This is a genomic window from Winogradskyella pacifica, assembly GCF_003386275.1.
Classification (GTDB): Bacteria; Bacteroidota; Bacteroidia; order Flavobacteriales; family Flavobacteriaceae; genus Winogradskyella; species Winogradskyella pacifica.
Genome location: NZ_QREI01000002.1, coordinates 636,386 through 658,533 on the forward strand (window position 1 = coordinate 636,386; position 22,148 = coordinate 658,533).

Annotated in this window: 18 protein-coding genes; 11 read left to right on the top strand and 7 right to left on the bottom strand. The window is 33.3% G+C overall.

From position 1 onward, the window contains the following. Nucleotides 1-279: 279 nt before the first annotated feature. Entirely contained in the window at nt 280-2,583 is a 2,304-nt protein-coding gene (locus DFQ09_RS07000; protein WP_115808928.1) for a T9SS type A sorting domain-containing protein, read from the bottom strand. 108 nt (nt 2,584-2,691) lie between these two features. Between DFQ09_RS07000 and DFQ09_RS07005 the strand changes: the two genes are divergently transcribed. Beyond that, a complete protein-coding gene (locus DFQ09_RS07005) occupies nt 2,692-3,984 on the top strand; it encodes a dipeptidase (protein WP_115808929.1) in 1,293 nt (430 codons plus the stop codon). Between the two features lie 85 nt (nt 3,985-4,069). Here the strand turns inward: DFQ09_RS07005 and DFQ09_RS07010 are convergent, their stop codons facing one another. Further along, on the bottom strand, nt 4,070-6,070 hold the full coding sequence (locus DFQ09_RS07010; RefSeq protein ID WP_115808930.1) for an alpha-ketoacid dehydrogenase subunit alpha/beta: 2,001 nt from the start codon (nt 6,068-6,070) through the stop codon (nt 4,070-4,072). A gap of 146 nt (nt 6,071-6,216) precedes the next feature. Here DFQ09_RS07010 and DFQ09_RS07015 point away from each other — a divergent pair, with 146 nt between their 5' ends. From DFQ09_RS07015 to DFQ09_RS07035, 5 genes are all read left to right on the top strand, one after another. Beyond that, nucleotides 6,217-7,167 carry an isopenicillin N synthase family dioxygenase gene (locus tag DFQ09_RS07015; protein WP_115808931.1) on the top strand — a complete coding sequence of 317 codons (951 nt, stop codon included), beginning with the start codon at nt 6,217-6,219 and terminating at the stop codon, nt 7,165-7,167. Between the two features lie 77 nt (nt 7,168-7,244). Next, a complete protein-coding gene (locus DFQ09_RS07020; RefSeq protein ID WP_115808932.1) occupies nt 7,245-7,574 on the top strand; it encodes a translation initiation factor in 330 nt (109 codons plus the stop codon). A 5-nt stretch (nt 7,575-7,579) separates the two neighbouring features. Beyond that, nucleotides 7,580-8,521 carry a DUF1835 domain-containing protein gene (locus DFQ09_RS07025; protein WP_115808933.1) on the top strand — a complete coding sequence of 314 codons (942 nt, stop codon included), beginning with the start codon at nt 7,580-7,582 and terminating at the stop codon, nt 8,519-8,521. After that, the gene (locus tag DFQ09_RS07030; protein ID WP_115808934.1) at nt 8,511-9,383 is read left to right on the top strand and encodes a nucleoside phosphorylase; all 873 of its coding nucleotides are present in this window, start codon (nt 8,511-8,513) and stop codon (nt 9,381-9,383) included. The genes DFQ09_RS07025 and DFQ09_RS07030 overlap by 11 nt, the downstream gene beginning before the upstream one ends. A gap of 35 nt (nt 9,384-9,418) precedes the next feature. After that, nucleotides 9,419-10,273 carry a substrate-binding domain-containing protein gene (locus DFQ09_RS07035; RefSeq protein ID WP_115808935.1) on the top strand — a complete coding sequence of 285 codons (855 nt, stop codon included), beginning with the start codon at nt 9,419-9,421 and terminating at the stop codon, nt 10,271-10,273. 325 nt (nt 10,274-10,598) lie between these two features. Here DFQ09_RS07035 and DFQ09_RS07045 read toward each other — a convergent pair whose 3' ends face one another. Next, the gene (locus DFQ09_RS07045) at nt 10,599-11,273 is read right to left on the bottom strand and encodes a uracil-DNA glycosylase (protein ID WP_115808937.1); all 675 of its coding nucleotides are present in this window, start codon (nt 11,271-11,273) and stop codon (nt 10,599-10,601) included. Nucleotides 11,274-11,329: 56 nt separating this feature from the next. Here DFQ09_RS07045 and DFQ09_RS07050 point away from each other — a divergent pair, with 56 nt between their 5' ends. From DFQ09_RS07050 to DFQ09_RS07070, 5 genes are all read left to right on the top strand, one after another. Further along, entirely contained in the window at nt 11,330-12,823 is a 1,494-nt protein-coding gene (locus DFQ09_RS07050; protein ID WP_115808938.1) for a YfcC family protein, read from the top strand. A 48-nt stretch (nt 12,824-12,871) separates the two neighbouring features. Then, the gene (locus DFQ09_RS07055; protein WP_115808939.1) at nt 12,872-15,040 is read left to right on the top strand and encodes an endonuclease MutS2; all 2,169 of its coding nucleotides are present in this window, start codon (nt 12,872-12,874) and stop codon (nt 15,038-15,040) included. Then, a complete protein-coding gene (locus DFQ09_RS07060) occupies nt 15,037-15,456 on the top strand; it encodes a thiol-disulfide oxidoreductase DCC family protein (protein ID WP_115808940.1) in 420 nt (139 codons plus the stop codon). Before DFQ09_RS07055 ends, DFQ09_RS07060 begins: the two co-directional genes overlap by 4 nt. A gap of 366 nt (nt 15,457-15,822) precedes the next feature. After that, the gene (locus DFQ09_RS07065; protein WP_115808941.1) at nt 15,823-17,484 is read left to right on the top strand and encodes a mucoidy inhibitor MuiA family protein; all 1,662 of its coding nucleotides are present in this window, start codon (nt 15,823-15,825) and stop codon (nt 17,482-17,484) included. Then, nucleotides 17,441-17,959 carry a DUF4139 domain-containing protein gene (locus DFQ09_RS07070; protein ID WP_181897154.1) on the top strand — a complete coding sequence of 173 codons (519 nt, stop codon included), beginning with the start codon at nt 17,441-17,443 and terminating at the stop codon, nt 17,957-17,959. Before DFQ09_RS07065 ends, DFQ09_RS07070 begins: the two co-directional genes overlap by 44 nt. A gap of 148 nt (nt 17,960-18,107) precedes the next feature. Here DFQ09_RS07070 and DFQ09_RS07075 read toward each other — a convergent pair whose 3' ends face one another. The 4 genes from DFQ09_RS07075 to aroC all read right to left on the bottom strand — a co-directional run bounded on the left by DFQ09_RS07075 (nt 18,108) and on the right by aroC (nt 21,986). Then, nucleotides 18,108-18,440, bottom strand: coding sequence for a hypothetical protein (locus DFQ09_RS07075; RefSeq protein WP_115808943.1), 333 nt, complete (start codon nt 18,438-18,440; stop codon nt 18,108-18,110). A gap of 4 nt (nt 18,441-18,444) precedes the next feature. Next, nucleotides 18,445-19,260 (bottom strand): sulfurtransferase, encoded by an 816-nt coding sequence (locus tag DFQ09_RS07080; protein ID WP_245940321.1) that lies wholly within the window; start codon nt 19,258-19,260, stop codon nt 18,445-18,447. Between the two features lie 120 nt (nt 19,261-19,380). Next, complete coding sequence (locus DFQ09_RS07085) at nt 19,381-20,826, bottom strand: dicarboxylate/amino acid:cation symporter (protein ID WP_115808945.1); 1,446 nt, start codon at nt 20,824-20,826, stop codon at nt 19,381-19,383. A gap of 89 nt (nt 20,827-20,915) precedes the next feature. Continuing rightward, complete coding sequence (aroC, locus tag DFQ09_RS07090; RefSeq protein WP_115808946.1) at nt 20,916-21,986, bottom strand: chorismate synthase; 1,071 nt, start codon at nt 21,984-21,986, stop codon at nt 20,916-20,918. Nucleotides 21,987-22,148: the final 162 nt, after the last annotated feature.

Consider the following 22,148-nt stretch of genomic DNA (forward strand, 5'->3'; position numbering starts at 1 on the left):
ACTTTAAACAACAATCAATTATCTAGTACTTCGACTGAAGCTAAAAGCTTTGCTTGGAACCTAAAAAGACGTTACAGGTAATAACACTAAATTTCATCAATCAATCAATCAATCAATTATTATGAGAGTTTTATCCAAAATCGTCAACACATCTAACAGTTTAGATGATGACCTAAAAACCATTAGAGCTTAAACTTGAATTAGTTCAACTTAGGTCTAATAAAAAAGTCAGTTTCCTATTAAAGAAACTGACTTTTTTTATAATCAATAATTTAAAATTTATTTTTTAATAATCTTTTTAGTTATTGAACTTGTATTGGTAGATAGTTTAATAAAATATATTCCAGTTTCATAAATTGACATATTCAGATTATGAGATCGATTAGATACCAAACTACCTCTACTTACTTGTTGCCCTAAAGTATTATATAATTGATAACTTACGTTTTCATTAACATGAGTTAATTCAATATTTAAATTATCAGTAACAGGATTTGGATATAAATTGATAGAATTTTCTAAACTAAATGTAGTAATGCTTAATGGATCTTGAACACTAAATGTTATAGATTCATTATCAGTAAATGTACCTCCAATGATGATGTCGCTATCATTTTCATCTTTTAAACTATATGAACCATTACCAAAAGGACCGCAGCAGATTCCATCACTCTGCGAGTCGCTAATTGTAAATGTATAACATTCATTAAAACTCGGAATCGTTATAATTTCTTGGTAAGGTGTGTCATCATCGTAAGTATTAATTGGTCTACTATCCACTATCGTACCAGAGCTATTTACAAGACTCCAAGAAGTTTCGTTACCATAATTATCCGTTAATAAATCGAAAACAACGGTTGCTGTTGCATACGCTGGTGATACGTTAAAATTATAAGTAAAACTATCGTTTGCTGTATTTTCATCCGCACTACCATTAGGGTTAGAGACATTAATATTAAATGAATGGCTTCCTGGTCCTAGATTAGAATACGTTGGTGTGTCCACTACCATACTTTCGCCGTTAAGCAAATTTCCTATCCAATTTATTGTGGTACTTGTCTCAGAATCTATAGAATAGGATACAGTTGCAGAAGTTAGAGGTAAAACACCTGAGTTTATTAGTGTGATTTGTGGTGTAAAATCTTCTCCACAAAGTTCTGCGGTATTATCAGAACCTGCGCTTACTCTAGCATCAATATCATATGTCTGTAGCGTTGGATATTGATCTAATATTTCAATTCCAGAATTTGAAGGATCCAACCAATCACTCAGTCTTGATGACACGGTACTGCCATAATCCCAAGCAACATCAAAACGCCCATAGACATCATAGCCACCGTTATCATTAGTACCACTACATGCCGCACTACCACCGTAAAGTGTGCCAATTAAATGACCTGTCTCGTTAAATAAACCAGACCCAGAAGAACCTCCTTCTGTAACGCCTAAATCCCAATCTTCAATTCGCCAAACATCTGTACCATCATTATTAATCGTTCTATAAACACCTCCGTCTTTTCTACTCACTTTTTGAATATCGCCACTTGGGTGATGAAAACCGAAATTCACAGCAGGTACTTGTGTCGTAGATCTATTCCAGCCCACCCACACTAAATCGTAGTTATTTTCAAAGAAACTAGCATCAATTACTTCAACCAATTCCATATCCGATTTTGAGCTACTTGCTCTTAAAATAGCACCACTAACTGTTTGATTATATGTGCCGTCAGTACTATTAGTTGTGGTTCCGCAAGATGGATTTGGACTTCTCCAGTTAAATCTAAAGGACCAAGTACTTTCGCTACCGCCACAGTGATTAGCGGTCATAATATATGGTGTTCCATCATTATTTGTATTATTAATTAATGTACCAGAACACCAGTCTGTACCACCTCTTAATATTAAAGCGCCTGACGTTTTTATATTCTCTTTTACTGTATTTAAACCATAAGGATCACTTGCTGGTGTAATATCACAATCCACATCATAATTACAATTACCAGAATCTCCTAAACTTTTTTCAAAGGCTTTTGCCGTACGGTAACCATGTACTACTGAACCTACCGTAATTTTAGCGTCGCCAATAACATTAGCAGGCTGATAGTATTCTATATATGCCGCATTACCTTCAACTAACCAGGTTCCCAAAACTTCCTCAGTATTGTTATTATGGTGTGTAAAAGGTCTTAATAAATCCGTTTTTTCATCATTGTAAACGTAAAGTTTTGCACCTTCAGGAATCTTAAACACATCAAACATAAAATTTAATGAATGCGCTCCTTTAGAAGTATATGCCATTCTCCAAATACGGTCTCCGTTTTCTAACGTAGTCCACTCACCAACATCATTAAAGTTATGGTCTACGTAAATATCATGCCCAAATCTCCAGGGCTTAGATTTATTTTGGTCATTAATAGCATCCTCTTCTTGCAATTTTTTTAAATCGAAAGCAGGCAAATTAAATGCTACTAAGTCAGAGAGATTATTTTGACTCCAACTCGGTGGTTTTATGTTATCTGGAATGTGTTGCCCAAAAGATATAAGGCTTATAAATACAAATACAAAAAGTAGTTTAAATTTCATTGTAGCTAATTTTTTAGGTATAAAAGTAAGGTTTTTAATGATTTTTTAATGATAGTCTTTTTGTTTTAAGACTAATTTCTAGTTATTTTTAAAAAAACAAAATCAACCATGTATAAAAAATCAATACTCTATTTTGGATTAATTCTTACGCTTACAGTAAGTTGCAAATCAGAAACGCCTAAAGAAGACGAACTCATAGCAAAAGCTAAAGAAATACATAAACGTGTCATTACTTTAGATACACATTGTGATATTAATGTAAAAAACTTTACAGACACACTTAATTATACTCAAGATTTAGATACACAAATTACGCTTCCAAAAATGAAATCAGGAGGATTAGATGTGGCGTGGTTCATTGTTTATACAGGTCAGGATTCATTAAATGACGTAGGCTATAAAAAGGCTTATGATAATGCGATGTCTAAGTTTAAAGCCATTCATAAATTAGTTGAAGAAATTGCTCCTAACGATATAGAGTTAGCTGTAACTTCTGACGATGTAAGACGTATTAATGCCAAAGGTAAAAAAGTAGCCATGATCGGAATAGAAAACGGTTATCCTATCGGTTTAGATATTAGTAATGTTGAAAAATTCTATAATCTTGGTGCACGTTATATGTCATTATCGCACAATGGACATAGCCAGCTATGTGACAGTAATACAGGAGAAAGTGATGATGTTTGGTTACATAATGGCTTAAGTGATTTAGGTAAGGAAGTCATTACAGAAATGAATCGTGTAGGAATGATGATTGACGTTTCGCATCCATCAAAAGAATCCATGAAACAAATGATTGAATTAAGTAAAGCTCCAATTATTGCTTCTCATTCTTCGGCAAGAGCGTTATGTAATCACAGTAGAAATTTAGATGATGAACAATTAAGCTGGCTAAAAGAAAACGGCGGCGTTGTACAAACAGTTGCTTTTACGTCTTATTTGAATACTGAAAAACATGATACTCGCAATGCAGCTATGGAAGATATCCGAAAAAGCGTTAGTGATTCTTTAGGTATTACTTGGTACAACTGGGGTGAGTTTAAAAAGTTAGATGAGCAAACTCAAATGGAATTTATAGAAAACAGGAAAAAGGTTATGGACATTACCAATGAAAAAGTGAACCAAATAGAAGGTTTTCCGGAAGCTGTAAATGTTGATGATTTTGTAAACCATATCGATTATTTAGTCGAAAAAATTGGCATTGATCACGTAGGAATTAGTAGTGATTTTGATGGTGGTGGTGGAATTGAAGGTTGGTTTGATGCTTCTGAAACGTTTAATGTTACATTAGAATTAGTAAAACGCGGTTACACAGAAGCACAAATAGAGCAACTCTGGAGTGGGAATTTATTACGTGTTTTAGATGACGTTGAGGCTGTGGCTAAGAACATGCAATCTTAAAGTGGATTAAACTAAAAAACACAAGAGCCAGCAATTTGCTGGCTCTTGTGTTTTGTATAAATTTTATATAATCAAAAAGCAAACCTTAATAGTTTAATAACTCTAATAAAGCATTCTCAAACTTGCCTTTAGCCAAATATTGATCTTCTAACTGACCAATAAAAGGAATCGGAGTTTCCATACTTGCGACGCGTTTTACAGGGGCATCTAAATGTTCAAAGCACTCCTCCATTAATAGTGCAGAAAGGTCACTAGCAATACCTCCAAACAAAGAATCTTCTTGTAAAATTATCGCGCGTCCAGTCTTTTTAACAGAATTTATAATAGCCTCTTTATCTAAAGGCTGTAAGGTTCTTAAGTCAATTAAATCGGCCGAAATATCAGCATTTTTATCTAGAGTTTCTAAAGCCCAATGTACTCCGGCCCCATAGGTGATAATCGTAACCGCTTCACCTTCTTTTAAAAAGGCCGCTTTTCCAAATGGAATTGTAAAATAATCTGAAGGAACCTCTTGACGGATACTTCTGTATAAAGCCTTGTGCTCAAAGAATAACACAGGGTTAGGATCGTTAATTGCTGTAGCTAATAAGCCTTTAGCATCATATGGAAACGCCGGATAAACAACTTTTAAGCCTGGTGTTTTAGTAAACCAAGCTTCATTGGTTTGCGAGTGAAATGGACCTGCAGCCACACCTGCACCACAAGGCATTCTCACAACAACGTCAGCTTCTTGCTGCCATCTGTAATATGATTTTGCTAAATAATTCACTACCGGATTAAATCCAGAAGTCACAAAATCTGCAAATTGCATTTCTACAACCGATTTAATTCCTGAGATCGATAATCCCATCGCAGTTTCAACTATTGCCGATTCGCAAATAGGAGTATTTCTAACACGTTCTTTTCCAAACTCTTCTACAAAACCTTCCGTAATTTTAAAAACACCACCATATTCTGCAATATCTTGTCCCATAATAACAAGATCTTTGTGCTTTCGCATGGATTGTTTTAAACTATCTGAAATGGCATCTATAAAACGTAATTCTGTAGTTTCTTTACTTGGCGTATATTCCTTATAGTCAAATGGTTTATATACATCATTTAATTCTGTTGTTTTACTCGGAATTATATTTGGTTCAGCATAAGCGGACTCTAAAGCCTGATCTATTTCAGACTTAATGTCTTCTATATAAGCTTCATCCATTTGTTGCGTGAGAATCTTTTTGCTAAATAAAAAACTTCTATAATTCTCTATAGGATCTTTAGCTTCCCACTCGTCCATTAATTCTTTTGGTACATATTTAGTACCACTAGCTTCTTCATGTCCACGACGTCGAAAGGTTTTGAACTCTATTAAAATCGGACGCGGTCTCTTTCTAATGCTTTCGGCTAATTTTTGAACCTTTGTATAGGTTTCAATAACATTATTACCATCTAAAATAAAGGATTCAATACCATAACCTTTACCTCTATCTGCTAAATGCTTGCAATTATATTGCTCGTTGGTTGGTGTAGAAAGTCCGTAGCCATTATTTTCAATACAAAAAATAACCGGTAAACTCCAAACAGAAGCAACGTTTAGTGCCTCGTGAAAATCACCTTCGCTAGTACCTCCTTCGCCTGTAAAAACAGCTGTTAAATTGCCGTTTTTCTTTAAAAGGTTCCCCAAGGCAATGCCGTCTGCAACTCCTAATTGAGGTCCTAAGTGAGATATCATACCTACAATATTAAACTCTTGAGTCCCAAAATGAAATGAACGATCTCTACCTTTTGTAAATCCACTTGCTTTTCCTTGCCATTGGCAAAATAAACGATGCAACGGAATTTCTCGCGATGTAAAAACACCAAGATTTCTGTGCATCGGTAGAATATATTCACTTGATTTTAAAGCCATTGTTACACCAACGGAGATCGCCTCTTGGCCTATTCCCGAAAACCACTTCGATATTTTACCTTGACGTAAAAGAATGAGCATTTTCTCTTCTATTAGTCGTGGTTTTAGCATGTTATAGTAGAGTTTTAATAACGTTTGGTTATTTAAACTTCGTTTGTCGTAGGCTATGTTACTTTTTGTAATTGTTGGCATAAAATGTTATTTCTCTTATGTTTCAAATGTAAATAAAATTGCTTCAATAAACCATTAAACACTTCAAATTGTCAATAATTCAGACTCAATTTTTAGCACTATTATCGTTACATTTGTATATTGACAAAAATTTAAACATAAATCCCATGGATAGAATACCTAGTGTAGATTTAAAAGATTTCATTTCTGAAGATCCTAAACGAAAACAAAAATTTATAAATGATATAGGAAAAGCTTATGAAGACATAGGTTTCGTAGCTTTAAAAGGGCATTTTTTAGATGACACCTTAGTAGATAACTTATATGGTGAAGTCAAGAATTTTTTCGATTTGCCTATAGATGTCAAAGAGAGTTATGAGATTCCAGGTATTGGAGGTCAACGTGGCTATGTGTCTTTTGGTAAAGAAAGTGCTAAAGGTAAAAAGGAAGGAGATTTAAAAGAGTTCTGGCATTTTGGACAATATGTTGAAGATGATGAGGAACGCAGAAAAGAATACCCTGAAAACGTTGAAGTAAAAGAATTAGAAGATTTTAATAAAGTTGGCAAGCAAACCTACCAAATGCTCGAAAAAACAGCAAAGTATGTGTTGCGTGCTCTAGCACTTTATCTAAATTTAGAAGAAACGTATTTTGACAATTACATACACAATGGAAATTCTATATTAAGACCAATTCATTATCCACCAATTACACAGGAGCCTGAAAATGCAGTAAGAGCTGCTGCTCATGGAGATATTAATCTTATTACGTTGTTAATGGGAGCGCAAGGTAGAGGCTTACAAGTGCAGCGTAACGATGGTGAATGGATTGATGCTATTGCAGAACCAGACGAATTAATGATAAATGTTGGTGATATGTTATCGCGTCATTCTAATAATAAATTAAAATCTACAATTCACCGTGTTATAAACCCACCAAGAGAACTTTGGGGAACATCGCGCTACTCTATGCCATTTTTTATGCATCCTGTAAGCGAAATGAAATTAGATGTTTTAGAGAGCTGTATCGATGAAGATAATCCAAAACAATTTGAGAATATTACGGCTGGCGAATTTTTAAACGAACGTTTAATTGAGCTAGGCCTTATTAAAAAGTAGTTGGCAGTATGCAGTTTCAGTTTACAAGTAACTACTGAGAACTGAATACTGAATACTGAGAACTTAAGACTGAACAAATGGATTTACAAGACCAATTAAAAAATCTCTTTCCAGATCATGAACCAGAACATACGGATGATTCTGATTCGGCGAAGGAAAATTTATGGCTTCAAGATGACCCCATAATTTGCAAATATGAAAAGCGAAAAGGGAAGCCTATCACCATTCTTGAAGGCTATACAGGAGCCACTGAAGATTTTAAAAAATTAGCAAAAGAGCTAAAAACAAAACTTAGTGTTGGTGGTAGTTTTAAGGATGATAAAATAATTATTCAAGGAGATTATCGCGATAAAATAATGTCTATTTTAAAAGATAAAGGCTTTAATGTTAAACGTGTAGGAGGTTAATACTTATGAGTAAAAATTGTTTACATATTACCAATGGTAATAACCTCACGGATTATTTAAGAGACTTAGATTTTAAAGAAGATATCTTAACCTGGCAAGAGATGCTTTGCGAGGGGCCAACTATTCCTGCTATAAACTCGAGAGCTTTTTTAAAACTTCGAGTTGATTTTCTAAAAGAATTTTACGAAATTGAAGTTAATACTAGAGAAATTCTTACAGAATTATCTAAATTAGATGACACTGATAAGTACACCGAAATTAACCTTTGGTTTGAGTATGATTTATTTTGTCATATCAATTTATTAGGGGTTATTAATCTGTTGCATCAAAAGAATGTGAATAAACCGCTTTATTTAATATGTAGTGGACGTGTTGAAGGAGAGAAACGTTTAAAAGCTTTAAACGAACTTAATCCTAAGCAACTAAAATCACATTATAAAGAAAGGATACTGTTAACCAAAGAAGATATTGATATCGCCATCGCCTTGTGGAGAACCTACTGTGGTAAAGACCATAATATTCTAAAACCTTATATTGTTAAAAACTCTAGTTTTAAATATATGAGTAATTGCTTAAAAGCACATTTAGAGCGTTTTCCTTATCAAAAAAGCGGGCTTAGCGTTATAGAAGCAAATATTCTAACTATTGTAAAGGATAATTTTATAAAATCTAAAAATCATCTTTTAGGCTACAGTCTTAATTATCAAGGTTATTATGGGTTTGGCGACATACAATTAGCACGTATCATCGATAAATTAGATTTATTTTTTACCGAAGATGAAGAAGGAATCACACTCAATAGAAAAGGACATAAAGCGCTTTTAGGACAAAATAACTTTGCTAAAGAAATAAATAACAATATGGTTTACGGAGGTGTGAATCGGTTAGGTTTTCAATTTAACATAAAGCAAAATAAACTTATAAAAACCATATTTAATGGCAATTAAAGACTCAGAACTTATTTTAAATCCAGATGGTAGTGTTTACCATTTAAATTTAAAACCCGAAAATATTTCAGATACAATCATATTTGTAGGCGACCAAGATCGTGTAGAAAAAATCACAGCACATTTTGACAGTATTGAGTTCAGCACTCAAAAGCGAGAATTTAAAACACAAACAGGATATTATCAAGATAAAAGATTAACGGTTATCTCAACAGGAATTGGTCCGGATAATATTGATATTGTTTTAAATGAACTAGATGCTTTAGTTAATATAAATTTAGAAACTAGAGAGGTAAAAGAAGAACTAACAAGCCTAAATATCATTAGAATCGGGACTTCGGGATCTTTACAGAATGATATTCCGGTGGATGCTTTTTTGATCAGTACACATGCCTTAGACATTAACGGTATGCTACATTTCTATCAAATTGAAGGTATCAGTAATCCTGAAGTAGAAGATGAATTTATTAAACATACCAATTGGGACTCAAATAAAGCGCGACCAATTGTAATTGATAATAGTAAGTTTTTAGAAAAGTATTTTGAAGGTGATCAGATCCACAAGGGCATGACAGGTACAGCTGGTGGCTTTTATGGACCTCAAGGCCGTGTATTACGTTTACCGTTACAAGACGCTAACCTTAATACTAAATTAGATAACTTTAGTTATAAGGATTTTAGAATCACAAATTTTGAAATGGAAACCTCTGTTATTTATGGACTTTCCAAATTATTAGGACATGAGGCACTATCGCTAAATGCTATTATTGCAAATAGAGCCAATGGTGATTTTAGTAAAGACCCTAAAAAAGTTGTAGATAGATTAATTATGTATGCCTTAGAGCGAATTGTAAATATTTAATTAACCCCTTTCTTTTTAAGGGACTCAGTATAAAAATGAAAAAAGTAAACATTGGTGGAGTACCAGAACACTTTAATTTAGCATGGTATTTAACACTTAAAGATGGTGAGTACAAGGACCAAAATATCAATTTAAGATGGCATGATTATTATGGTGGCACTGGCGCTATGACAAAAGCATTACGTTCTGGAGAAATTGATATGGCTGTTATATTAACCGAAGGAATTGTTAAAGATATTATAGAAGGAAATCCTTCTAAAATTGTTCAAACTTTTGTTGAAACTCCTCTAATTTGGGGAATTCATGTTGCTGCAGATTCGCAATTCAAAACTATTGATGATATAAAAGGAAGTAGAGCTGCCATAAGCAGATATGGGTCAGGATCACACCTTATGGCCTATATAAACGCCAAAAATAATAATTGGGATATAGAAGATGACTTAAATTTTGAAGTCATTAAAAACCTAGATGGTGCCATAAAAGGTTTAACAGAAGGCCAAGCTGATTATTTTATGTGGGAAAAATTTACCACTAAACCAATTGTAGATGAAGGAGTCTTTAGGCGTATTGACAATTGTCCATCACCATGGCCATGCTTTGTAATTGCCGTTAGACAAGAATTTATTGACAATAATCCGGAAGATTTAAAAATGATTTTAAATATCATTAACGGAACAACTTCCGAGTTTAAATCTATACCAAGTATAGACAAAACCATTGCTAATCGTTACGGACAAGAATTAGAAGATGTTCAAGAATGGTTATCACTAACAGAATGGTCACAAACCGTTATGGACAAAGAGACTCTAGATAATGTACAAGAGCAACTTTATGATTTAAAAATTATTTCAGAGAAAGTAGATTATTCTAAATTGATACATGAAATTTAACGTTACTCTTAAGTATTAAGCTTAAGAATAAAATCTGAATTTTTAACATTTAAGACGTTTTAAAAGCATAATATTTAGATAGATAATTATTAAAAGTTAAAGTGTTTTGGTCTATAATTTTCAATATTTCAAAAATTTAATTACATTTGTTTTCCTCTACATCCATATTGTTGATAACCCAAATAGATAAATATGATCGTAAACATTATACTAATTTTATCCTTCTTAGTTGCTATTAACTTTTTATTATTAATCTTTAGTTGCAACAAAACTTCTAAAAAAGTAGACAATAGGTTACCCCACCCTATTAAAACTGAGAAATCGCCTACTTTAGTTTCCAATCAATTACAGACGCGCCAACTTGCTCCAACTGGTAGTTAGTTTTACTGAAATGTTTATTCCCAAACCAATAGCCTCTATTAGCGCTTAACGGAGATGGATGTCCACTTTCTAAAACAATATGTTTAGACGTGTCGATTAGTTTCTTTTTCTTTTTAGCAAATCCTCCCCAAAGCAGAAAGACAACATTTGTTTTCTCTGCACTAATTGTTTTTATTACTGCATCTGTAAATTGCTCCCAACCTTTCTTTTGATGACTTCCTGCTTCATGTGCTCTAACCGTTAACGTTGCATTTAAAAGTAGGACTCCTTGATCTGCCCAAGACATTAAATTACCACTTGTAGGATACGAAATCCCAAGATCTTGTTCTAGTTCTTTAAATATATTTACTAATGAAGGCGGATGTTTTATACCGTCATTAACAGAAAAAGACAAGCCATTTGCTTGACCAACATCATGATATGGATCTTGACCAATAATTACAACCTTAACATCATTAAAAGTACAATGGTTAAAAGCATTAAAAACATCAGATGCTTTAGGAAAACAAGTATGCGTCTTATATTCGTGCTCTATAAAGGCCATTAAATCTTTAAAATAAGGTTTTTCAAATTCTGGATTAAGATGAGTTTTCCAGCTTTGGTCTATATTTACATTCATATATTAAAACAGATTATATCCTATTAAGATCTAAATTCACTACTAAATAACTCAGAATGAAAAATCTAAAATTCCCTTCTGCACAGACCATATTATTTATAATTGCAGGATTAGTAACACTTTTAACGTGGTTTGTTCCTGCGGGAAAATATGATACTTTAAGTTATAATGAGTCAACAAACAAATTTACACGTTTAAGTCTAGATAAGGAAATAAGCTTAACAGCAACCCAGGTGTCTTTAGATGATTTGAATATTAAAATTCCTATAGAAAAGTTTACTAACGGAGACATTTATAAACCTATTAATATTCCTGGGACTTACAATAAACTAGAGCCTAAACCACAAAGTTTTTTTGATTTTGTAACCTCTCCAATTAAAGGTATCATTGAAGCAGCAGATATTATTTTCCTTGTATTAATTATTGGTGGTTTAATAGGTGTTTTAAACAAATCAGGCGCTTTTGACGCCGCTATTGCACAACTAGCTATTGTTTTAAAAGGAAGAGAACCCTTACTAATTATACTGGTAACTTCTTTGGTTGCCATAGGAGGAACAACATTTGGTTTTGCAGAAGAAACTATTGCCTTCTTCCCTATTTTAATTCCCGTTTTTTTAGCGGCAAAATATGATGCTCTTGTTGGTGTTGCTAGTATTTTTTTAGGTTCTGCAATTGGCACCATGTGCTCTACTATCAATCCTTTTTCTACAATTATTGCTAGTGATGCCGCTGGTATTAACTGGACAACCGGTTTATACGGTCGTATCTTCATGCTCTTTTTATGTTTAACGATTACCATTGCTTATATAATGCGGTACGCTAAGCGTGTTAAAAACGACCCAAGTAAATCGCTTATTTACGACCAAAGAGAGCAAATTGCACAATTGTTTACTTTAAAAGATGTATCTCATGTTAATTTTAATTGGAGATTAAAATTGGCTTTGTTTGTTTTTACGAGTAGTTTCATTCTGATGATTATCGGTGTTTCAATTTTAGATTGGTGGTTTGTAGAAATGACGACTGTATTCTTAATTAGCGCTATAATTATTGGATTCATTATTCAAATTAGTGAAACAGATTTTATAGACACCTTTGTAAAAGGAGCTGGTGATCTTTTAGGCGTTGCACTTATTATCGGAATCGCAAGAGGTGTTACTGTGTTAATGACAGACGGTTTAATAAGCGATACGTTATTGTATTACGCTAGCGATATTACCACCGGAATGAATAAAGGAGTTTTTGCGAGTGTTATGACCATCATTTATTCTGGATTATCATTTTTTATTCCGAGTTCTTCAGGAATGGCCGTTTTAACTATGCCAATTATGGCTCCTTTGGCTGATACTGTTGGTGTAGGTCGTGAAGTTGTGGTTAATACATACCAATACGGTTTAGGTTTATTTTATCTTGTAAATCCTACAGGATTAATTTTAGCATCGCTTGCTGTTGCTAAGATTAACTTTAGTAAATGGCTAAAATTTATAATGCCATTGTTTATAGTATTAATTATTGTCACCTTAATCGTATTAGCGGTATCTTCATACTTATAGTATTACATAATGTCCTAAATTTGCAATTCTAAAAACGTACAATACTACATGATAAACATTCATGAAAAAACCTTAAACGACCTTGAGTTCTTTACGGTTTTAAATCAAATTAGCGCACATACACTTACAGCTTTGGGTAAAGAAGCGGTTTTGGCCATCCTTCCTTTTGAGAATAAAGACGTGTTGATGACCGAACTTGTTTACGTTAATGAATATTTATCGTCCTTTGAAAATGACAACAGAATACCAAACCACGGATTCGACACCATTGCCAAAGAATTAAAATTACTTAAGATAGAAAACACCTACCTCGAAGTGGCTGGCTTGCAGAAAATAGTCAGCATGTCGTTGACCGTTAATTCGATTTTAAAGTTTTTAGAAAAATTTAAAGAGTATTATCCCAAACTTCAACAATTTGGTCAACATATTCAGGTAAATACGACTATTATTGAGCAAGTAGATGCTGTTGTAGACCGTTTTGGTGATATAAAAGACGATGCTTCACCTCTACTTTCCAACTTACGAAAATCTATTAATCTGCTCAAAGGTAAAATTAATAGTAGTTTTTCTTCAGCATTACACACCTATCACAATCTTGATTATTTAGATGACATAAGAGAATCTGTTGTAGATAATAAACGTGTGCTTGCTGTAAAAGCTATGTATCGCAGAAAAGTGAAAGGGGCAATAATGGGAGGTAGTAAAACCGGAAGTATTGTTTACATTGAACCCGAAACCACATTACAACACACCAGAGAGCTCAACAATTTAGAATATGAAGAGAAGGAGGAGGTTATTAAAATCCTTAAAGAACTAACGGATTTTATTCGTGTGTTTTTACCACTTCTTAGAGATTATCAAGAATTTCTGATCAGTCTTGATATGATTTCGGCAAAAGCAAAATATGCACAGAGTATGAATGCGATTCTTCCTGAATTTTCTGAAGAGCGTAGTATGAATTTGCGAGATGCCTATCACCCTCTACTCTATTTAAACAATAAAGAAAAAGGGGAGAAAACGTTTCCACAATCTATTGGTTTAGAAAAAGACAGTCGAATTATTGTCATTTCTGGTCCAAATGCAGGTGGAAAAAGTATCACTTTAAAAACAGTGGGATTGCTTCAAGTTATGCTGCAAAGTGGTATGTTGATTCCTGTGCACGAGCGTAGTCATGTGTGTTTATTTGATCGCATCCTTAGTGATATTGGAGATAATCAATCTATAGAAAATCATCTGAGTACTTATAGTTATCGCCTAAAACAGATGAATTATTTTCTGAAGAAGTGTAATAATAAAACGCTTTTCTTAATTGATGAATTTGGAACAGGAAGTGATCCAGAATTAGGTGGAGCTTTAGCAGAAACATTTTTAGAAGTCTTTTATGAACGTGAAGCATTCGGAATTATAACGACACATTATTCCAATTTAAAATTGTTAGCCAACGAATTACCACACATTAAAAATGCTAATATGCTTTTTAATGAAAAAACCTTAGAACCAATGTATAAGTTGGTTGTAGGGCAAGCAGGAAGTTCATTTACGTTTGAGGTGGCACAGAAAAACGGAATTCCTTTTAGCTTAATAAACAGATCAAAGAAAAAGATTGAACGTGGCAAAGTACGTTTTGATGCGACCATTGCAAAGCTTCAAAAAGAACGAAGCAAATTAGAACGCACCGAACGTTCGCTTAAAGAAAACGAAAAAAAGAAGATTTCTGAAGCTGATAAATTAGAAGAAGTCAACGCAAAAGTTCAGAAGAAATTAGAGAGCTTTCAAGAATTGTATGATTCTAACCAACGCTTAATTTACTTAGGCCAGAAAGTTAATGACATTTCCGAAAAGTACTTTGAAGATCAGAAAAAACGAGAGTTGATGGCTGAATTGTTTAGGCTAGTTCAGATTGAAAACTCTAAACGAAAAAAAGTTTCTGCGAAACAAAAACGTGCGGAAAAACATAAAGAAACTCAAGTAAAACAAGAGGCAGAAAAGAAAGTTGAAGTCATCCGTAAGAAGAAAAAAGAAGCTAAAAAGAAAGCCAAACCAATAGAAAAGCCAAAGGCTATTTTAAGAATTGGTGACAGAGTACGCATGCAAGATGGTAGAGCTGTTGGTAGTATTGATACCATTGAAAAAAACAAAGCCATCGTAAATTATGGCATGTTTACTACTAATGTTAGTTTAGATCAATTGGAACTCGTTGAGGCCGTAAAAAAATGATAGACATTCCTAATAACAAACAATTAATTCTCTTTGATGGAGTATGCAATCTGTGCAACTCTAGTGTTTTGTATGTTATTAAACGGGATAAAAAAGATAAATTCGTATTTGCACCATTGCAAAGTGACGTCGGAGAAGAAATCATTAAAAAATTCAATATAAATACAGTCAACACAGATTCTATTTTACTGTATAATCCTAAAAAGGATCGTTTAACTTATAAATCTACAGCAGCATTATTGGTGGCTAAAGACTTAGGTTTTCCAACATGTATATTGTCTATATTCTTAATTGTACCTACCTTTATTAGAAATTGGGTTTACAATTATATCGCTAAGAATCGTTATAAATGGTATGGAAAAAAAGAATCTTGTATGATTCCAACTCCGGAGTTAAAATCTAAATTTATAGCATAAAAAAAGCCTTTTCACAACCAATGAAAAGGCTTTTTTAAATTAACAACTTACTTAAAACTAATGTAAACAAAAACTTATCTCAACTCGATATTGAGGGTAATAATAGGTTGATTAATAGCACATTATTTTGTTACTGCAAATGTATGTACAATCTCTAGTTTACACATAAAAAACTCGATATAAGACTATATATAATTGATTTTGGTCTTAAAAGTGTCAATTATATCCACCAATGACATTTTAGTAATACTTCTCTTACTAATTGATAAGACGCGTTTACTTCCTATACCATATGGGTTACTCATTTTGAATTATAATATGGCTAGTAGTGTCATAATTTTGGATAAACATTAATACTCTAACATTATGACAACCCAACCAAAACCCTTAAAAACACTTCTTATTTTTCTTTTTCTACTCGGAACACAATTAACCAATGCCTTTCAGCAACCTAGTAAAATTAAAATGGTTACTGTCTATTTAGATGGAGCCGAAATTAACCGTGAATCTTCAATAAAAATCAACTCTGGAAAATCCGAAATTACATTTAACGGTTTGTCTCCACATATTGAAGAAAGTAGTATTCAAATTTCAGGTTTAAAAGACGCTTCCATCCTATCCATTAATTATGGCATTAACTATTTATCTAAGCAAAAGCAAAGTGATTCTATTTCTGCATTACAAAATGAATTAAAAACATTAGATGATAAAATTCAGAATCAGTATGATTTAATTGCTGGTTATAATGAAGAATTAAGTCTTATTCAGAGCAATAAAAAATTAGGAAATGAAACTGAAGTTGTAAGTTTAGAAAAACTAAAAACATTTGCGACCTATTACAGAACTCGAATTACAGAGTTGAAAATTGCTACAAACAAATCTCACAAAGCAATAGAAGTACATACCGATCTGCAGGCAGACATTAACAAGCAACTTGCAGAACTCAATGTCGATGAAAAAGTACAAACAGGCGAGATTAAATTAAAGCTAAATAGCGACATCGCTACGTCCTTAGACTTGAAACTTAAATACAATATTAAAAACGCGGGTTGGTTTCCTGTTTACGATTTAAAAGCCGAAAAAATCAATAGTCCTATAACTTTGGAATACAAAGCACATGTGTTTCAAAATTCTGGTTGTGATTGGACAGATGTTAATTTGGTGCTCTCAACAAGTGATCCAAACACCAATAACGAAAAACCAATAGTAAATCCCAAGTATTTAAATTTCATCAGTGCATACAGTAATTACCAATCGCAACGTGCCACCAGAACTTATAATTACAAATACAATCCATTGGTTAAAAATGTGTCTGGAGTCGTAACATCATCTTCTGATGGTCTACCATTACCTGGAGTTAGTGTTATTGAAAAAGGAACAACTCATGGTGTACAGACCGATTTTGATGGTCGGTATGCTTTAAAAACAACATCTGGAAATGCACTTCGTTATTCTTATGTCGGCATGAAAACGGAAGAGTTACCTATTCATTCTAGTATTATGAATGTAACTTTAGATGATGATATTAATACTTTAGATGAAGTTGTTGTGGTTGGTTATGGCACTAGTTCAAATAGGTCATTTTCCAAAGCTGTAACAACTATTAAATCTGAAGAAATTGTAAGTAATCTTTATGGAAAAGCGTCAGGTATAACAATTAGAGGAGCTAGTACTCTTAAAAGTAAAAACAACCTATTGTACATTGTTGATGGTGTTCTTGTTGATTCTAATGCAGCAAGTAAAATAGACCCAAACAGTGTCGCCTCCATCGAGGTTTTAAAAGACTCAAATGCTACTGCTATTTATGGTAATCGCGGTTCTAACGGAGTCATTGTGATTCATACTCAGAACAGCTCGCAGAGAAAAGTAAACGATTTAGGAATTACTGTAGAATCAGGTATCACCAATACAAGATTCGAGATTAATAAAAAACACAATATTCCTTCCGATGGAGATATTTCGGTCATTGAAATCGATCAATTTAGTGTGCCTGCCACTTACAATTATTTTCCCGCCTGTTTTAAATGAAAACGTATTTTTAACGGCTAAAATCGGAAATTGGGAACAGTACAATTTATTACCTGCAGAAGCTAATGTTTATTTTGAAGGTAGTTATTCAGGTAAAACCAATATTAATCCGAGTGCAACCACAGATAGTTTAACAATTTCACTTGGAGTAGATCCAAACATTATTGTAAAACGCAAACAGCGAAATGATTTTAAGAAAACTACATTTATCGGTAACAACAGAGTGATTCAAAAAGCTTTTGAAATTGAAATTAAAAACAACAAAACCTCTGATATTCAATTAACACTGTTAGATCGCATTCCTAAAAGTCAAGATAAAACCATAAAAATCGATGACATAGAAACAGGAAACTCTAACTACGATGAAGACAAAGGAATTTTAAAATGGACACTAAATTTAAAATCTAGTGCCACAGAAAATGTTAAAATTTCCTACACGGTAAAATTTCCGAAAGGTAAACGCGTTAACTTATAACTTAACATAGCCTCAAAACAAAATAGTTTCAATTAAACCCTAACTTCTGTTAGTTAGGAACGAGTTTAATTCTTGTAGAAAGCTTGTCTAACTTTCTATAAGTGTCACTAATTTTGATAGAATTACTATTTTCGTTTTGAGGCTTTTTTTACAGCTTAAATAGGCGCTCTAAAAAACGATACATATTCTGTTCTGTAATATCAAAATCGTCATCAATTAGAAATAAGACTTTTATGTCTTCGAGTAGAATATCTATATCGTCTTTAGTATAACTATGCTGCTCTAAACTCGTCGTAATTTTCTTGATGCCTTGGTAATCGTTATCACGATTAAACTCATCATGAATATCTTGAAATGTTTGCTTATCTACTTTAGAAAGAATCATGTTTCTTTCCTCGGTTTTTTCTTTAAAATCAGAATTTGCAGCAAAAAGCAGAATGTAGGCTACGAGTTCATCTCGTGTCCAGTCGATTGTGTTCATTGAATTAAGGTGTTAGGCTTCCATATTCTGTCCATGAACCATCATAGACAATTAAATTATTATAATTACATAGTGTTGCTCCTAATGCTAAAATACAAGCTGTAATACCAGAGCCACAACTAAATACCATTTGCGTTTCATGTTCTACTAAATCATCAAAGATTGTTTGAAGTACGTCTTTTGACTTCATTTTATAACCATTAAATAGTACGGTATATGGTAAATTTTTCGAATTCGGAATGCTGCCACGTCGCAACCCTTCTTTGGGTTCGTCTACCTTACACAGAAAACGATCTTCAGAACGCGCATCAACAACTAAAGTGTCCTTCTCATTGCGGAATTCATTAACGCCATTAAAGTCGGTCATTAAACGGGCATGGAATTCTGCTACAAAATCACCCAAATCATACACTGTATCTGTATAATTTTCAACTTGAAAACCATCTTGTTGCCATTGTGGTAAGCCGCCATCTAAAACTGCGACGTTTTTAAAACCAAAAACTTTAAATAACCACCATACTCTTGCACTTGAATAAATGCCTTTATCATCATAAACCACAATTACAGAATCATTATTGATTCCTAATAATTGCGCTTCTGTTTGAAATTGTTCTTTTGAAGGTAAGGTACTTGGGAAAGGGGCTGATACATCACTAAATTTTTGTTTAATATCAAAAAACCTAGCCTTGGGTATTCGTGTTGAATCAGGACTAATCACCTTGTTAATTGTGGCATCTAGCACTATTAAATTAATGGCATCACTGCTTTTATGAAGCCATTCAACCGAAACTAAATCTGAATTTAATTTTTTTATTTCCAACTGATTATACATTTAATCTATGGAATTGAACACGACATGTTAAATTGCATTTCATTATTTCTTTGTTAATTTGAATTGTATAAAGTTAAAATAATTTATCATATTTCAATATACTGAAACTTAAGAATCTAAATCAAAAGTCTCCGTTGGATTTTTTTCACCTTGATAATCTAACATGTTTTCACCATCTGCAATAATCGAACATACCGTTGCATCACCTGTAACATTAACTACAGTTCTAAACATATCTAATATCCTATCTACCGGAAAAATAATAGCAATCCACGCCGGGTTTAATCCTACAGAACTCAATACTATAATCAACATTACTAAACCAGCACTTGGTACAGCTGCCGAACCAATAGATGCCAAAGTTGCAGTTAATACTACAGTTATTTGTTGTCCTATTGTTAAATCTATCATATGCATTTGCGCTAAAAATATAACCGCTACAGCTTGATACATACTTGTACCATCCATATTAACGGTTGCTCCGATAGGAAGTACAAAACTGCTTATTTTTTTATCTACACCTAAGTTTTCTTCAACACACTCCATCGTTACAGGAAGTGTAGCCGCACTACTCGATGTTGAAAATGCCAAAGTCTGCGCGGGACTCATCGATTTAAAAAAGCCTTTATAAGGTATTTGCTTTACAAAAAGCTTCAAAATCAAAGGATAAATTACAAATATCATTAGAAGCAAGCCAGCTAAAACGGTCATTGAGTACCAGCTCAATCCTTTAAAAATCTCCACGACTTTACCAATATCATCACCTGCCATTTTACTCACCACTCCCGCTAACAATGCAAAGACAAAAAACGGAGCTCCTTGCATAACAATATCAACCATTTTTAAAAAAACTTCATTAACACCATTCACTAAATTTAGTACGGGTTGTGACTTATCAGTTGGTACAAACAATAAACAAACACCAAAAAAAATAGCAAAAAATATAATTTGAAGCATCAGCCCATTATTAGATAGCGAATGGAAAAAATTACTAGGAACAATATCTACTAGTGGCTGTAAAGGGGTGGTTTCTTTTCGGCTTTTAACCGTTTCCATTTTATCAGTAACGGCAGCTTCTTTTAATTCGCTCTTAGATAATTCTGAAATCTCCTGTGCACGTTCAAAAAATTCTGGATCTTGAAGATAGTTGATACCATCTTTAATGACATGACCTTCACTTGCTGCCCAAATTTCATAACTGATACGGTTATCAATTCGGCTTTGTTCATCAATAAGCTCTCCTGGTTTAATGACATTGACTAATACTAAACCTAATGAAATTGCCATTATTGTTGTGAGTAAGTAAATCCCTAAGGTCTTACCGCCCATTCTACCTAAACTCTTTGGATCACCAATATTAGCAACACCGCTTATAATAGAAAATAATACTAGAGGAACAGCAATTAGCTTTAATAAATTGATAAATATAGTCCCGAAAGGATCTATCCAATCTATAGTAAATTGACTCCAGCCCATTGTGCTTGATAGTAAAGCCCAAATGATACCCAGAACCATTCCTATTATAATTTTCCAATGTAGTGCTAGTTTTTTCATCTTTACTCCCTGCGAAAGCAGGAATCTTTTTAATTAAACTTAATTATATTTCGAACTCATTCCAGATCGCAAAGGTTTTCAAAACCTTCTTACCAATCTCGAGACTCTTGTCTTCTCAGGAGTACATTATCTGCAATAACCAAGGCCGCCATAGCCTCTACAATAGGCACGGCTCTTGGTACTACACAAGGATCGTGTCTGCCTTTACCTTGCATTTCTACAATTTCACCAGAACTATTTAAAGCATCTTGTTTTTGAATCACTGTGGCAACAGGTTTAAAAGCAACCCTAAAATAAATATCCATGCCGTTAGAAATTCCACCTTGTATACCTCCAGATAAATTGGTTTTTGTAGTGCCGTTTACATTAAACAAATCGTTGTGTTCGCTACCTTTCATTTTGGCTCCACAAAATCCACTACCGTACTCAAAACCTTTTACAGCATTAATAGATAACATGGCTTTTCCTAATTCCGCATGCAATTTATCAAAAACAGGTTCACCTAAGCCAACGGGCACATTTTGAATGACACAAGTTATGGTCCCTCCAATGGTATCTCCTTGTTTTTTGATCTCTTCAATTTTAGAAATCATTTTTTCTGCTGTGGCTTCATCAGGGCAACGAATGACATTAGATTCAATTTTATTAAAATCTAAGTCCTGATAAGGTTTATCTATAAATATTTCACCTACAGAAGAAGTAAATGCGTTTATTTTAATGTTGCTAAGCATTTTTTTCGCTATCGCTCCTGCAACAACGCGAGATGCTGTTTCGCGTGCAGAACTGCGTCCTCCACCTCTATAATCTCTTACCCCATATTTTTTATCATAGGTGTAATCTGCATGGCTCGGACGATACACATCTTTTATATGCGAGTAATCTTTAGATTTCTGATTGGTGTTATGAATTACAAACCCAATTGGTGTTCCTGTAGTCACACCTTCAAAAATACCAGAATGAAATTCAACCGTATCTGGTTCTTTACGTTGTGTAACTATTTTAGATTGCCCTGGTTTTCTACGATTTAACTCTTCTTGAATCGCTTCAAAATCGAGCTTTATACCTGATGGACAGCCATCTATAATGCCGCCAATTGCTTTACCGTGAGATTCACCGTAAGTTGTAAGTTTGAATAATTTTCCGAAGGAATTTCCTGCCATTGCAATTTATTTTACGCTAATGTAATTGTAAAATTATGAAAACGAAAATGCCATACAGTATTTTGCTTCTAATCACTTGTATAATTACTCTAAATATCTAATAATATTAAGGTAATATAATGATAACACTTTACTAATAGTTAGTTAATTATAGCATAACCT

Excerpts from the sequence above, each read along its gene's own strand:
- DFQ09_RS07000 (WP_115808928.1), bottom strand. The coding sequence starts at position 2,583 with ATGAAATTTAAACTACTTTTTGTATTTGTATTTATAAGCCTTATATCT.
- DFQ09_RS07005 (WP_115808929.1), top strand. The coding sequence starts at position 2,692 with ATGTATAAAAAATCAATACTCTATTTTGGATTAATTCTTACGCTTACA.
- DFQ09_RS07010 (WP_115808930.1), bottom strand. The coding sequence starts at position 6,070 with ATGCCAACAATTACAAAAAGTAACATAGCCTACGACAAACGAAGTTTA.
- DFQ09_RS07015 (WP_115808931.1), top strand. The coding sequence starts at position 6,217 with ATGGATAGAATACCTAGTGTAGATTTAAAAGATTTCATTTCTGAAGAT.
- DFQ09_RS07020 (WP_115808932.1), top strand. The coding sequence starts at position 7,245 with ATGGATTTACAAGACCAATTAAAAAATCTCTTTCCAGATCATGAACCA.
- DFQ09_RS07025 (WP_115808933.1), top strand. The coding sequence starts at position 7,580 with ATGAGTAAAAATTGTTTACATATTACCAATGGTAATAACCTCACGGAT.
- DFQ09_RS07030 (WP_115808934.1), top strand. The coding sequence starts at position 8,511 with ATGGCAATTAAAGACTCAGAACTTATTTTAAATCCAGATGGTAGTGTT.
- DFQ09_RS07035 (WP_115808935.1), top strand. The coding sequence starts at position 9,419 with ATGAAAAAAGTAAACATTGGTGGAGTACCAGAACACTTTAATTTAGCA.
- DFQ09_RS07045 (WP_115808937.1), bottom strand. The coding sequence starts at position 11,273 with ATGAATGTAAATATAGACCAAAGCTGGAAAACTCATCTTAATCCAGAA.
- DFQ09_RS07050 (WP_115808938.1), top strand. The coding sequence starts at position 11,330 with ATGAAAAATCTAAAATTCCCTTCTGCACAGACCATATTATTTATAATT.
- DFQ09_RS07055 (WP_115808939.1), top strand. The coding sequence starts at position 12,872 with ATGATAAACATTCATGAAAAAACCTTAAACGACCTTGAGTTCTTTACG.
- DFQ09_RS07060 (WP_115808940.1), top strand. The coding sequence starts at position 15,037 with ATGATAGACATTCCTAATAACAAACAATTAATTCTCTTTGATGGAGTA.
- DFQ09_RS07065 (WP_115808941.1), top strand. The coding sequence starts at position 15,823 with ATGACAACCCAACCAAAACCCTTAAAAACACTTCTTATTTTTCTTTTT.
- DFQ09_RS07075 (WP_115808943.1), bottom strand. The coding sequence starts at position 18,440 with ATGAACACAATCGACTGGACACGAGATGAACTCGTAGCCTACATTCTG.
- DFQ09_RS07085 (WP_115808945.1), bottom strand. The coding sequence starts at position 20,826 with ATGAAAAAACTAGCACTACATTGGAAAATTATAATAGGAATGGTTCTG.
- aroC (WP_115808946.1), bottom strand. The coding sequence starts at position 21,986 with ATGGCAGGAAATTCCTTCGGAAAATTATTCAAACTTACAACTTACGGT.